This is a genomic window from Roseivirga seohaensis subsp. aquiponti (genome assembly GCF_001267955.1).
In the GTDB taxonomy this organism is placed as follows: Bacteria; Bacteroidota; Bacteroidia; order Cytophagales; family Cyclobacteriaceae; genus Roseivirga; species Roseivirga seohaensis.
Map to the genome: position 1 here is coordinate 31,069 of NZ_JSVA01000017.1, position 13,363 is coordinate 44,431.

At 37.8% G+C, this 13,363-nt stretch carries 11 protein-coding genes and 1 tRNA gene; 3 read left to right on the top strand and 9 right to left on the bottom strand.

All coding sequences use genetic code 11. The annotated features are described in order from the left end of the window. Window positions 1-266: 266 nt before the first annotated feature. Window positions 267-1,826 carry a hypothetical protein gene (locus OB69_RS14320; RefSeq protein ID WP_053224436.1) on the top strand — a complete coding sequence of 520 codons (1,560 nt, stop codon included), beginning with the start codon at window positions 267-269 and terminating at the stop codon, window positions 1,824-1,826. A gap of 186 nt (window positions 1,827-2,012) precedes the next feature. On the opposite strand, the gene OB69_RS14325 is transcribed toward OB69_RS14320, so the two are convergent. The 3 genes from OB69_RS14325 to OB69_RS14335 form a co-directional block, all read right to left on the bottom strand. After that, a tRNA-Thr gene (locus OB69_RS14325) sits at window positions 2,013-2,085 on the bottom strand. Window positions 2,086-2,241: 156 nt separating this feature from the next. Further along, window positions 2,242-4,317 carry a DUF349 domain-containing protein gene (locus tag OB69_RS14330; protein ID WP_221404884.1) on the bottom strand — a complete coding sequence of 692 codons (2,076 nt, stop codon included), beginning with the start codon at window positions 4,315-4,317 and terminating at the stop codon, window positions 2,242-2,244. A 54-nt stretch (window positions 4,318-4,371) separates the two neighbouring features. Continuing rightward, window positions 4,372-4,959: a YqgE/AlgH family protein gene (locus OB69_RS14335; protein WP_053224437.1), complete on the bottom strand. Its 588-nt coding sequence runs from the start codon at window positions 4,957-4,959 to the stop codon at window positions 4,372-4,374. A gap of 104 nt (window positions 4,960-5,063) precedes the next feature. Here OB69_RS14335 and pdxH point away from each other — a divergent pair, with 104 nt between their 5' ends. After that, a complete protein-coding gene (gene pdxH, locus OB69_RS14340; protein WP_053224438.1) occupies window positions 5,064-5,705 on the top strand; it encodes a pyridoxamine 5'-phosphate oxidase in 642 nt (213 codons plus the stop codon). A gap of 28 nt (window positions 5,706-5,733) precedes the next feature. Beyond that, complete coding sequence (locus tag OB69_RS14345) at window positions 5,734-6,189, top strand: hypothetical protein (protein ID WP_157608591.1); 456 nt, start codon at window positions 5,734-5,736, stop codon at window positions 6,187-6,189. 35 nt (window positions 6,190-6,224) lie between these two features. Here OB69_RS14345 and bshB1 read toward each other — a convergent pair whose 3' ends face one another. The 6 genes from bshB1 to OB69_RS14375 form a co-directional block, all read right to left on the bottom strand. Then, window positions 6,225-6,941 carry a bacillithiol biosynthesis deacetylase BshB1 gene (bshB1, locus tag OB69_RS14350; protein WP_053224440.1) on the bottom strand — a complete coding sequence of 239 codons (717 nt, stop codon included), beginning with the start codon at window positions 6,939-6,941 and terminating at the stop codon, window positions 6,225-6,227. 63 nt (window positions 6,942-7,004) lie between these two features. Beyond that, the gene (gene trxB, locus OB69_RS14355) at window positions 7,005-7,967 is read right to left on the bottom strand and encodes a thioredoxin-disulfide reductase (RefSeq protein ID WP_053224441.1); all 963 of its coding nucleotides are present in this window, start codon (window positions 7,965-7,967) and stop codon (window positions 7,005-7,007) included. Between the two features lie 119 nt (window positions 7,968-8,086). Then, window positions 8,087-8,950 carry a sigma-70 family RNA polymerase sigma factor gene (locus OB69_RS14360; protein ID WP_053224442.1) on the bottom strand — a complete coding sequence of 288 codons (864 nt, stop codon included), beginning with the start codon at window positions 8,948-8,950 and terminating at the stop codon, window positions 8,087-8,089. Between the two features lie 98 nt (window positions 8,951-9,048). After that, on the bottom strand, window positions 9,049-11,175 hold the full coding sequence (gene pnp, locus OB69_RS14365; RefSeq protein ID WP_053224443.1) for a polyribonucleotide nucleotidyltransferase: 2,127 nt from the start codon (window positions 11,173-11,175) through the stop codon (window positions 9,049-9,051). Between the two features lie 108 nt (window positions 11,176-11,283). Next, window positions 11,284-11,559 (bottom strand): 30S ribosomal protein S15, encoded by a 276-nt coding sequence (gene rpsO, locus OB69_RS14370; RefSeq protein WP_053224444.1) that lies wholly within the window; start codon window positions 11,557-11,559, stop codon window positions 11,284-11,286. Window positions 11,560-11,631: 72 nt separating this feature from the next. Then, window positions 11,632-13,296 (bottom strand): LptF/LptG family permease, encoded by a 1,665-nt coding sequence (locus tag OB69_RS14375; protein WP_053224445.1) that lies wholly within the window; start codon window positions 13,294-13,296, stop codon window positions 11,632-11,634. Window positions 13,297-13,363: the final 67 nt, after the last annotated feature.

Consider the following 13,363-nt stretch of genomic DNA (forward strand, 5'->3'; position numbering starts at 1 on the left):
TAGGTGATTGACTTAAGAAGATAGAACATATAGTTAAAGCTCACAGACATTCATACCAAAGTATTCCAACCACACTGTTTAGCTTAATAGATATTAAATAGAATAGTATCCGTATTTCGCATTATCATGCTTCTATTAACCAATAGATGAATATGAGTCAATAATATAAAGCCTTGAATTAAAAATAGTATAACAAAACATATATAACATTTTGTTTTTTATGTCGAAATTTATTTCTAAATTTTCATAGAACCAATCAAAACGACATGAAAAACCCTATAAACCAACACATTGCATTAGGTGCCAGGCACTTTTTAGCATGTTTATTCTTTCTAGTTTTTTCCGCTCCTCTTTTTGCTCAAACCTCAACCATAACCACAAAAATCGAAGACATAGATTACAAAATTGAAGCAAGCACAGATAAAGGCACTTATGAAATAAAAATCTCTGATGGAGACCAGTTCGATGTTACAAGAACCACCAACTACTTTACATTAAGTGCCTTCAAAAGCATGGTAGTGAATGAACACATCAATAACAAAAAAGCGAGAAAAATCGCTGCGGGAGATTTAACCCCACTTGTAGTTAATATTGACACAATACTAGCGGCTGAAAACCAGAACCTCTCTGATTCATTTCTAGAATTGATTTCAACCCTGTATAATACGCCAGATAGCGGTCAGAAGATTGCTGAAATCACTTTGATGGACAAGGTTTACCTAAGAGATAAATCGAATAATATTGTGGATAGCCTAAGGGTGGGTTCTGCACAATTAGTTTTCGAAGATGGCACAATAAAAAACATAATCATTGAGCTAAGCAACTCAACTGGAGAAAAGGTTATTTTTTCAAATATTTACTCCATAGGCGTTAGTACAAGGGCAAACATCCTCAATTTCAACAATATAAGCTTGAACCCTGAACTATCTAAGGAGTATGACCCGATTAAGCTGAGTGAAGTAATAAAATATGAAAGAAAGGTGGATCTCAGAACCAATGACTTCAGCCCTGCCGATGTTGCAATATTGCTTTACCCTAAAAAAACGCAAGAGTTATTTAAAGCACCTTCCGCAAAACTTTTTCAGCTGAATTTCTTTTCAGATTTTGTTGGGTTAAACGAGAATAACCCTAATGGTTTGGTACAATTGGAGTTTACCAAACGCATTAATTTATGGACAAAACGAACTGACGCTTGGTTTAATTCTGGCAAAGGATGGTTTACTCACTTACTTCCAAGCCTTGAGATTTCAAAAATTGAGGAAAATAACAGAAGTATAGAGCTTTCGCAGTTCAATGATGGCGGCCAAATCACTAATTATTTAAATCCACTTGAGCTGTATCGCTATAGCTATGCACGAATCTCTAATGAAATTAATATTTATGATTTGCAGGGGCCGTCAGTCTCAATTCACCTGAATGCTTTTGGAGGAATTGGAATTACTAATGTTAAGGATACTGTTTTGGTAAACACCGTAGAAACAGCCTATGATGAAAACGTAAATACATTAATGTATGGGGCAAATATTAAATTTCTATTTAACCCAGAGTCTCGATGGAGTTATCAGTTGTCATCTAAGTTCACAAAACTCAAACCTCTAAGTGATAATTTCAATTTTGCCTCCGTAGAAAAGAACGTTTATAATGAAAAAGCCAATGACATGATAACTACTTGGGAATTTTTGTTGTCGTGGAATACAGGTTCTGACAATCAGATTTTCGGAAGATTCAGATTCAACCACGAATTAAAATATTTGAACAATAACTTTACCGAATTCCAAATTGGTTATTCTGTTTTTCTTAAAACCTCGCAGGTCAGTAAAAAATAGAGACCAAATGAACTATAAAAGATCAATTTTAGCTTTCGCGAATCTTTTATTCAAGACAAAAGACTGTGAGAAAAGTTAAGGCAGCCATTTTATGAGTCTTCTATCGGCTCTAAAGCTTGGGAGAAACCAATGACTTTATACACCTTAGGGTATAAAAAAAAGAGTCACATTTCTGTGACTCTTTTGAGCCTCCTATCGGGATCGAACCAATGACCTACTGATTACAAGTCAGTTGCTCTACCAGCTGAGCTAAGGAGGCAATACTCTTTTTTCGGTACTCATACACTAGTAAACTAGCGATTTCTAAGGAGGTTCCGAGATGCTTTTCGTTCAAAGCGAGTGCAAATATAGGCCTCTGTTTTTATAATGCAAAAGTGAAACTGAAATTTTTTAAAATTAATTTCAGAGGCCAAAATTACATACTGCGCACCATTCTCAATTGCTTCTTCAGATGGTCCATTTCTTCTTTTGCCTTCTCTATTTTTTCATCAAATTCTGCCTTTAATTTATCGGCAGTTTTAGAATTGGCAAAGAATGAAAGGTTGTTATTCCAAAGCGCGATGTTATTTTCAATCTCTTGAATTTGTCTACGCAAATCTCCTTCTTTCTTGTTCAGTTTTCGATCGGCATTCGGTCCATTTTGCAAACCTCCTAGTTCAACCTTAATCATCAACTGCTCTTCTTCCTGTCCTTCTACATCAAGTCCTTTCACGTACTTGGCAAGGGCCTCAGAATATTTTTGTTCGATAGACTTCATCGCCCCTCTTGGCACAAAGCCTATGGCTTGCCATTGAGCTAAGAATTCATCCATTTCTTTTTCAGAGCCTGTACCTTTAGCCGCTGCATCCAAAATAGATTGAATAATAGCTTCCTTTTTCTTTAGGTTCTCTGCATACTCAGCATCTGCTTTACTTAGATTTGCTCTTCTATTATTAAAGAAAGCATCACAAGCCGCTTTAAATCTCTCGTAAATTGAGTTTCTTACCTTTTCCGGAACTGGCCCAATATCTCTCCATTGTTGTTGAAGCGCCTTTAACTTATTGGCAGTTGAATCCCAATCCGTGCTTTCTTGCAATTCAATAGCCTTCTGTATCAAAGCTTCTTTCTTCTCTAAGTTTTCTTGGCGCATGCCTTCCAACTTCTTAAAGAAATCATTTTTGTTACTGAAGAATTTCTTAAAATCTGTCCAGAAAAGTTTGTTCACTTCTTTGGCGTGCTCTCGTGGCAAACCACCTATAGCATCCCATTTTTTCTGTAAAGCCAAAATTTCTTTGGTCTTGGCATTCCATTTATTAATGCGGTCTGAATCAAACTCGGTAAAGGTTTTCAGCTCGGCAGCCAATACCTTTTTCTTCTCTAGATTCTCGTTTAGCTCACCTTTCAGGCTGTCTAAATATTCTTTACGTTTATGATAAACCTTATCAGAAGCAGCTTTAAAACGTTGCCAAAGTTCTTCTTGCACCTCTTTAGGTACAGGTCCAATATTTTTATACTCCTCATGGAGTTCATTCAATTGAATGATTGCTTCCTTAAGGTTATCCATTTGATCAAGCGCTTCAGCTTTTACACAAAGCTCAGTCTTGGCCTCTTGGTTTTTCTTTCTATCTAATTCTTTGAGTTCAAAAAGGATATGACGGTTATTGTAGAACCTGTCAATAAGCGCATTATAATTGGCCCAAAGTGTTCGGTTGTGCTGATTTGGTACCTGCCCTACTTTTTTCCATTCTTCCTGAATTTCCTTAATTGGATTCAAGCTGGTAGTCGCTTCTTCGTCTACCAATTCTCGAAGTTTGTCTAAAAGCTCAGTTTTCTTTTGGTAATTTTTCTCCTTAGTGGCTTCGCGTTCCTTGTAGTAGTTATGCTTTTTATCTTTGATTAGGCGCAAAGAAGCATCAAAGCGATTATATAATTTATCGTGGCGGTATTCAAAATCAGCCTCTTCACCACCATCAGCAATGAATTTATCTAGTGCTTCCTGACGAGCAGCATCTTCTGTTTCTTGAAACAATGGCTCAATTTGAGCAAGAATTGCGTCAATCTTTTTGAAATTGGTTTCAGAATTTAATTCTTCAATCACCTCAGCCAGCTGTTCTCTGGTATGATTTGAGTAATCAATTACCTGATGATCTTCTTCATCATCATGGTCGTGATCTTCCTCAGCATCCACCTCTTCAGATTCTTCCGAGGCCGATACACTGTCTTCAGATTCAACCTTAGGTGTGGAAACTTCCTCTACATTTTCGGTTGGAGTTACCTCAGTGTCGGCAGACACTTCTTCCTTAGCTTCAACTACAGGTTGTTCTTCAACCTTAGTTTCTTCTTGAGGAACATCAACCTCAGGCTTAACTTCAGCGGCTGATGCGGCAGCACCTTCCTCTACTGTTTCAGAAACTGCTTCCGTTTGAGGGGTTTCTAAATTTTCGGTATTCTTATCAGTTTTCGAATTTTCGATATTCTGATCACCTGTCTGCATACTCTTTTCTTCACTCATAAATTCTAATCGACCACAGGGTCGCTCCGTAACAAACCAAAGTTAACAAAACTATTAATTCAAACGCGGGTCTGCGGGGTAATTTGAGAACACTTTATACTTTCCGCCCATTTCTTTCAGAATAGACTTCCAAAGTTCGTCTTCATTCAGATCAAAAATTTGGCGAGCAGTAGCTTTTGGCTTCACAAACCAAGATTGGCTGTCCAACTCTTTTCTCAGTTGTCCTTCTGACCACCCCGAATAGCCCAGAAAAAACTTAATTTCATTTTCAGCAACCTCTCCATTAGAAATCATCGCTTTTATTTGCTCGTAATTACCCGACCAGTACAAGCCCTCTCCTATTTCTATCGCTCCTTCAACTGGTGTTTGAATTCTGTGAATATAATGCAGCGTGTTTTGTTCCACCGGCCCACCAAGGTTTAGTCGACCATTAAAGCCGTTTAGATCAAAACTTTCGTTCATTACTTCATCCAAAAGCAAGTCTGTCATTTTATTGACTACCAAGCCAAAGGTACCTTCTTCTCCGTTTTCACACACCAAAATTACCGTGCGGTCAAAGTTAGGGTCATGCAAAAAAGGTTCGGAAATCAGAAGGTCTCCGTTTTGCGGGTCGGGAATATTTTTATCGTATTCTAATCTCATTGCTGTGAGTTTTGAATTTATAGAACGAATTTTGGAATGCCTAATTTAGAAAACAAAGATTCGTTTTTAGGCTGTTATATTTGTAAGAACAGAAGCTTTTCTCTATGACTAACATTGCTGATTTAAGACAGGAATATACCAAAGCCAGTTTGGATTTAGACACCGTTGCCCCTTCACCATTTACCCAATTCAGAAAATGGTTTGATGAAGCAATCAAAAGTGAGGTTTTAGAACCTAACGCCTTTGTATTGAGCACTGTGGCAGAGGGTGGAAAACCCTTTCAGCGTACAGTTTTAATGAAAGCTTTAGACGATACTGGGGTTGTTTTTTATACTAATTACAAAAGTAGAAAGGCACAGCAGATTGATGCGAACCCTCAAGTTTCGATTCTTTTCCCATGGTATGCGCTTGAACGACAAGTGGCTATCACTGGAAAAATTGAAAAAGTTACTAAAATGGAGTCTTTGGCTTATTTCACTTCGCGCCCGCATGGCAGCCAGTTAGGTGCTTGGGTTTCTCACCAAAGTCAGGTAATTAAGTCGAGAAGTATTTTGGAAATGAAGCTTCAGGAAATGAAAGCCAAATTTATGGAGGGGAAAGTACCTTTACCTGATTTTTGGGGTGGTTACCGAATTGTTCCAGAAACTTTCGAGTTTTGGCAAGGACGCCAAAGCAGGTTACACGATAGAATAATGTACCAGAAATTAGACAACGAAGACTGGTCTACTTTTAGAATGGCACCTTGATTACCCTTTATTAAGTGAAATGAATTATATGGCTTTTCTATTCATTCTCATCGTTTCAATACCTATTTACATGGTATGTAAGTGGTCTTTAAGAAGATTAAAGTTTGGAAACGATAAAAACAGAAAATACCTAGCCGTATTACCAACGATAGTACTTAGCCCACTTGTTTATGTAGTAATTATAACGCTTTGGGTATTATCCATTTCCTACTATTCAACAATAGATTTCAATCAAGAAATTTGGAAATCAAATACAGAAGAGCGTTTTAAGATGTCGAAAAACATTATCGAAAGCGAAATGCTCGTTGGTAAAACGAAAGAAGAGGTCATTGCCATTCTAGGCGATAAATACTATTTAAATAATGAAGACGGTCTTGCCTATGGGTTAGGAGTTCTTCCAGGTTTACTCAGTATTGATCCTAGTTTTCTCTTTATTGAATTTGAGAACGGAATCGTCAAAAAAGTCTATCAATATGATAGTTAACTTCATATATGTAGTGTTGCTTTGAACTAAGCAGGTCAAAGCAAGTCAAAAACATCTCCTACTCCTGTCATTCGCTCCACATTGAAGCCTTCACCGTATTGCACTCCAATTTCATGACCATAATGGATGGCCCTGGCTTCTACCATCTTCATGAATTCGGGGGAAGAAATGTAGGTATTTGCTTCGTTGCTATTCGGGTCGAAGAATTGTGAAGCAAAGGCTCTGATTGAAGCAATCTTCTTTTCCCAAACTTCTGAAACATCCACTACAAAGTCTGGTTGTGTCGGAATGCTTTGAATATAATGATATACCACTTTAGGACGCCACGCAGACTGTTCTACACCATCTATTTCTGTTTTAACATTCTTCAAACCAGAAAGAAAACAAGCTTCTTTAGATAACTGAGAAGCTCTTCCGTGATCTGAATGCCTATCATCAAAAGCATTAGCCAAAACGATTTCCGGCTGATACTTTCGGATCATTTTAATCACTTCCAGTTGGTGTTCTTCATCATTTTTAAAGAAGCCATCTCGAAAGCCTAAATTTTCTCTTGCACTCAAACCTAAAATCTCAGCCGATTTATTGGCCTCTTGTTGCCTAATTTCTGGTGTGCCACGTGTCCCCAATTCACCTCTGGTAAAATCTACAATACCTGCTTTTTTACCGTTAAGAATTGCTTTAAGTAAGGTACCTGAGCATGAAAGTTCAACATCATCAGGGTGGGCAGCGAGTGCAAGAATATCTAATTTCATAATCTTTAAAATAATAAGAGGGCTTGATCAAATTCAAACCCTCGTTATCAATTTATTTTTTTTTTAGTTTTTAGCCTCTTCTAGCTCTTCTTCTTTCGCAGTCAAGAATCGCTCAGCATCTAAAGCTCCCATACAACCAGTACCAGCAGCGGTTACAGCTTGACGATACACTCTGTCCGCAGCATCACCCGTAGCGAATACACCTTCAATATTGGTTTTAGAAGTACCAGGAATTACTTTCAAGTAACCTGTTTCGTCCATATCAAGGAAGCCTTTAAAAATATCGGTGTTTGGCTTATGACCAATGGCCACAAAGAAACCTTTGATATCAATCTCTTTCTTTTCACCAGTTTGGTTATTTACTACCCTTACACCTGTTACACCAGTATCATCGCCCAAAACTTCTTCAGCTTCGGTATTCCAGTGTACTTCAATGTTTTTCGTATTCAATACACGTTTCTGCATAATTTTAGACGCTCTCATTTCGTCTCTTCTTACAAAAAGGTGCACTTTGGGACAAATATTGGCCAAGTAAGTAGCTTCTTCGGCAGCAGTATCACCCGCTCCTACAACAGCTACATCCATTCCTTTGTAGAAAAATCCATCGCATACTGCGCAAGCAGACACGCCTTTATTGGCATAAGTTTTTTCTGATTCTAAGCCTAAGTATTTTGCAGTAGCACCTGTAGCTATAATTACAGCATCAGCGGTTATCAAATGTTTGCCTTCATCGATCCAAACTTTATGAGGATAGCCAGAAAAATCAACTTTTGTAGCTAAGCCATAACGGACATCGGTATTGAATCTTTCTGCTTGTTTTTGAAAATCAATCATCATTTGAGGGCCATTCACTCCTTCTGGGTAACCAGGATAATTTTCCACATCGTTTGTAGTGGTAAGTTGGCCGCCCGGTTCGCCACCCGTATATAAAACTGGGTTTAAACCTGCTCTAGAAGCATAAATGGCTGCAGTATAACCTGCAGGACCCGAACCAATGATTAATACTTTTACTTTTTCTTCAGTCATTTTTTTCTTGCTTGATTTTCAAAACTAAACGATTAACAGCACTTGGGCAACCCTTGTTCCCTAGTCCAAATAAAAAAGGTCTCCTTCTCAAGAGACCTTTAAAATAATGTATGTTCTACTTAACCCAAATAAGGTTTCAAAGCTTTGCTTCGTGACGTATGTCTTAATCTTCTGATTGCTTTTTCTTTGATCTGACGAACTCTTTCTCTGGTCAAATTGAATTTCTCACCAATTTCCTCAAGGGTCATTGAGTGCTCACCATTCAAACCAAAGTATAAAGAAATAACATCAGCCTCTCTTTGAGTAAGTGTTGAAAGTGCTCTTTGAACTTCTCTTCTCAATGAATCATTCATCAAACCAGTATCTGGCTTTTCATCCATGTCATTTTCGAGAACGTCCAAAAGACTATTTTCTTCACCTTGAACAAATGGAGCATCCATTGATACGTGACGACCTGAAATTTTCATGGTGTCAACGATTTCATTGGTAGTTACCTCCAATACTTCCGCAAGTTCATCTGGAGATGGTTCACGTTCGAATTTTTGTTCTAACTCAGAAAAAGTTTTCGAGATTTTATTTAAAGAACCTACTCTGTTCAACGGCAACCTTACAATTCTAGATTGTTCGGCAAGTGCCTGAAGAATAGATTGACGAATCCACCAAACGGCATAAGAAATAAACTTAAAACCTCTGGTTTCATCAAATCTCTGAGCTGCTTTAATCAAACCAAGGTTACCCTCGTTAATTAAATCGCCCAAAGAAAGGCCCTGGTTCTGATATTGTTTTGCTACCGAAACCACAAACCTCAGGTTTGCCTTAGTAAGCTTCTCCAACGCCAATTGATCTCCCTCACGAATTCTTTGAGCAAGTGTTACTTCCTCATCAGGAGTCAAAAGATCTACCTTACCGATTTCCTGTAAGTATTTATCTAGAGATTGAGACTCTCTATTCGTTATCTGCTTACTAATTTTAAGCTGTCTCATTCAATTAATTGTGATTTAAAACTGTGACAAGGAACTAAACATCACGGAATCTATGAAAAGTTCCTCTAATATTAACGCCTTTATGCTGCTTTAGTTAATTAATCTTTTGCAGGCTTTGGTAGAAGTGCCTTTCTAGACAATCTATACTTTCCTGTTTTCTTATCAACCTCAACAAGCTTAACGGTAATTTCTTCTCCTACTTCCATTAAACCGTCCATTTTTTCAACGCGTTCCCATTTAATTTCAGAAATATGAAGTAAACCATCTTTTCCTGGCATAAACTCAACAAAGGCACCAAAAGGCATGATTGATTTCACCTTACCTTCGTAAGTTTCACCTACCTCTGGAATAGCAACAATGGCCTTAATTCTAGCCAAAGCAGCATTCATAACTTCTTTGCTATCAGCAAAAACTGTTACCACACCATTGTTAGCTTCTTCTTCAATAATAACAGTTGCTCCTGTTTCTTTCTGAATTTCTTGAACCACTTTACCTCCAGGCCCGATAATCGCACCGATCTGGTCTTTTGCAATAATCACTTTCTCACTTCTAGGAACATGAGGTTTGTAATCTTCTCTTGGCTCGCTTATGGTTTTCTTCATTTCGTTAAGAATATGAAGTCTACCTTCTCTTGCTTGGTTCAAGGCCTTCTCTAGTACTTCGTATGAAAGTCCATCTACTTTAATGTCCATTTGACAAGCAGTAATTCCCTTTTCAGTACCAGTTACCTTGAAGTCCATATCTCCTAAGTGATCTTCATCACCCAAGATATCAGAAAGAATAGCATATTTTCCTGTTTCAGCATCTGAGATCATCCCCATTGCGATACCTGAAACCGGACCAGAAATCTTAACACCTGTATCCATTAATGATAATGAACCTGCACAAACGGTTGCCATTGAAGACGAGCCATTTGATTCAAGAATATCTGATACTAAACGAATGGTGTAAGGGTTCTTATCCGCAGGAGGTAACACTTTTTTCAATGCACGCATTGCAAGGTTACCGTGTCCTACTTCTCTTCTACCAGGACCTCTGTTTGGTCTTACTTCACCAGTTGAGAAACCAGGGAAGTTATAGTGTAGAATAAATTTATTTGTGCCGTGCTCTGTAGCACCATCAATCATTTGCTCATCTAACTTGGTACCTAATGTACAAGAAGTCAAAGATTGGGTTTCACCTCTGGTGAATACTGCTGAACCGTGAGCAGAAGGTAAATAATCTACCTCAGACCAAATCTGTCTGATTTCATTGAATTCTCTACCGTCAAGTCTTTTGCTTGAATCTAAAACGAAATTTCTAGCAGCAGCCTTATGTATTTTTTTGAAGTACTGGCCAATCAAGAATGAATCATACTCATGATCTTCAGGAAGAGCCTCTACCCATTCTGTTTTGATTGCCTTTACATCACTACTTCTGATGGATTTATCAGCAGTTTGTTTTGCTACCGAAGCGTAAAGCTTGTCGTAAAGCTCAGACTTCATTTTTTCGTAAAGCGCTTCATCATTATTTTCATGAGAATATTCACGCTTTTCCGTTTTGCCAGCCTCAACTGCTAATTCGATTTGAGCTTGGCATTGGATTTTAATGGCATCGTGAGCAATTTTCATTGCTTCTAGCATATCGGCTTCAGAGACTTCGCTCATTTCACCTTCTACCATCATAATATTATTGATATCGGCAGCTACGATAATCTCAAGTTCAGATGCCTCGGCAATTTCTTTACTTGGATTTAACTTGAACTGACCTTCGTGTTTTACTACTCTAATTTCAGAAATAGGTCCGTTAAAAGGAATATCAGAAACAGATAGAGCAGCAGAAGCAGCAAGTGCAGCAAGTGCATCAGGCTGTACATCTTTATCATAAGAGATCATTGAGATCATTACCTGCGTTTCGGCATGGTAATCATCAGGAAAAAGAGGACGAAGTGCTCTATCTACCAAACGGCAAATCAATACTTCATGGTCTGACAATCTACCTTCTCTTTTCAAAAATCCTCCAGGAATTTTTCCTGCAGAAGCAAATTTTTCTTGATAGTCGACAGAGAGAGGAAGAAAGTCGACATTTTCTTTAGCATCTTGAGCAGATACAACTGTGGCGAGTAACATGGTGTCACCCATTCTTACTACAGCCGAACCATCGGCTTGTTTCGCTAGCTTACCCGTTTCAATCGTTATGATTTGACCATCAGGCATTTTGATGGTTTTAGTTATTACATTCAGCATAAAATATTTTTTGTGTAGTACAGCGCGGGGAGATCAAAAACAACCAGCAGTATGCGAATAAGTAAAGAAGGGAATCCGCATTGAACTCCCTTCTTTAAATTACTTGTATTACTTACGTAAGTTCAATTCAGCAATGATTGCTCTATATCTCTCAATATCAACTTTGATAAGATAATCCAACAATCTTCTTCTTTTACCTACTAATTTAAGTAGTCCAGTTCTTGAAGAGTGATCTTTTCTATTGCTCTTCAAATGTTCTGTAAGGTGATTGATACGGTAGGTAAAAAGTGCAATTTGAGACTCAGGAGACCCTGTGTCATTTTTTGCCTTTAACCGACCATGATTCTCAAACAACTCAACTTTCTTTTCGCTTGATAAATACATGCTTAGCTAAAATTTGATTATTAAAATTTAAAAACAGCCGCAAAGATAATTTATATGCGACTAGTAAACAAGTTAGGCCGTTTTTAATTCCTTCTTCCTAGAGAAGAATTTCTTTGCTTTCTCTGTCCATACCGCATAAAAATCGGCTTCGAATAAACGGGCATCTTTACTGGCTTGACGTAAAAAGAAAAAACCAAAAGGTAAAAGGATAATATTAGACAACCACATGGCAAACAAAGGATCTACAACTCCTTGTTTACCCCATTTATCTCCGAGAGTATTTAAAGTATAATAGATTAAAAAGAAAACTACTGAGATGATAACGGGTAAGCCAAGGCCTCCTTTTTTAATAATAGCACCTATTGGTGCCCCAATTAAGAACATTACCAAACAGGCAAAAGACCTTGAAATTTGTTGGGTTCTAGTAACTCTAAATTTATTCTTATCTCTCTGAACGGTTGCCAAGGTGCTAATATTAGCATTGATAGTAGCATTACTCCCCCTCGCACTGTTGAGTGCTGTTGCATAAACATTCATTTTTTTTGCCCGAGTATTATAGAAAGCCTCAACTGCCATAATTACTTCATCATCCGACATTACTTTACCCTTAACTTCAGTTTTTTTCTCTGCACTCGGGGGAGCGGGAGTTCTCATAAAGGCAACTTCTGGAAGATCATCTACTGGAATATCCCTTGAGTTCAAATCTTCTACTTCCGACAAACCTGTGTCAACATCCACATTTTCAGCTACGACCTTTCTTCTCGCAGTTCGAAGAGAATCATAAAAACTAAGCTCTTTTTCTATTTGACTTGGGGTTTCCACATCTCTAAGAATGTGATAAGAAAACTTAGCCCCAACTTGCCTAAAAAGTGTTTTCTTACTTCTCAGAATATCCAAACTCATAGAGTCTATTCCAACCTTCAAGTCATCTCTTGTTTGTACCAGTCGACTTCTACTAAAGGCATTCTGATCGGTTTCACCCATATCAAATGAGGAAAGATCGAACCTTATAATACTTTTTTCAAAACGGTTTCTTACGAACTGGCCTCCATCAATTTTTTGGTCGTATTTGTCATTACTCCCTTCATCGTATTTGATTCCATTATAGAGCTCTAAGGCTAGGTACCTTTGATTCATAAAAGTGTACATGCGGCCAGAATCTGCCAAAATCACTTCCTTATTTCCTCTTTTGCTACGATTTGTATGGTCGTAAATAATGATATCGAGCAAACGTTCATCATCAATTTTCTTGTTCACTTTAATACTATAACCTGGAATTCCGTTGTAAAAAACTCCTTCTCGTATATCTAAAGCAGGTTTTTTAGAACGCATATCCCAAAGAAGGCTGTAAGTTTTAAGGTTGATTTTAGGAACAAGCTGGGTATTGAAGTAATACGTAAAGCCGGTAAGGAAGAGTACAAAAACGAAAATGGATGCTAAAGATCTAACCAAAGATATTCCGGAACTTTTGACAGCCGTCAATTCTGAGTGTTCTCCTAAATTACCAAAGGTCATAATAGCGCTAAGGAGTACTGCTAAAGGAAAAGCATCGGGCGAAGCAGATATTGAGAAATATGCGATAAGTTCTGCAAAAACAGAGAACTCTAACCCCTTACCCATAATCTTATCGAAATACTTGAGCAGAGTTACTAAGAGCAGAATAAAATCTACAACAATTAGAGTAAGCAAAAAGGGCCCAATGAACGAGCCAAACACCAATTTATCAATCTTCTTCATTCTTCGCGATCTCAGGCCTTGCTCACAAAGATCATGCCTTGCAGAACTAAAAGCAAATACCGAAGCA

Bases quoted from the DNA above. Each gene is read 5' to 3' on its own strand.
- OB69_RS14330 (WP_221404884.1), bottom strand. From the start codon at position 4,317: ATGAGTGAAGAAAAGAGTATGCAGACAGGTGATCAGAATATCGAAAAT.
- trxB (WP_053224441.1), bottom strand. From the start codon at position 7,967: ATGACTGAAGAAAAAGTAAAAGTATTAATCATTGGTTCGGGTCCTGCA.
- OB69_RS14320 (WP_053224436.1), top strand. From the start codon at position 267: ATGAAAAACCCTATAAACCAACACATTGCATTAGGTGCCAGGCACTTT.
- rpsO (WP_053224444.1), bottom strand. From the start codon at position 11,559: ATGTATTTATCAAGCGAAAAGAAAGTTGAGTTGTTTGAGAATCATGGT.
- OB69_RS14360 (WP_053224442.1), bottom strand. From the start codon at position 8,950: ATGAGACAGCTTAAAATTAGTAAGCAGATAACGAATAGAGAGTCTCAA.
- pnp (WP_053224443.1), bottom strand. From the start codon at position 11,175: ATGCTGAATGTAATAACTAAAACCATCAAAATGCCTGATGGTCAAATC.
- OB69_RS14345 (WP_157608591.1), top strand. From the start codon at position 5,734: ATGGCTTTTCTATTCATTCTCATCGTTTCAATACCTATTTACATGGTA.
- OB69_RS14335 (WP_053224437.1), bottom strand. From the start codon at position 4,959: ATGAGATTAGAATACGATAAAAATATTCCCGACCCGCAAAACGGAGAC.
- pdxH (WP_053224438.1), top strand. From the start codon at position 5,064: ATGACTAACATTGCTGATTTAAGACAGGAATATACCAAAGCCAGTTTG.
- bshB1 (WP_053224440.1), bottom strand. From the start codon at position 6,941: ATGAAATTAGATATTCTTGCACTCGCTGCCCACCCTGATGATGTTGAA.
- OB69_RS14375 (WP_053224445.1), bottom strand. From the start codon at position 13,296: ATGAAGAAGATTGATAAATTGGTGTTTGGCTCGTTCATTGGGCCCTTT.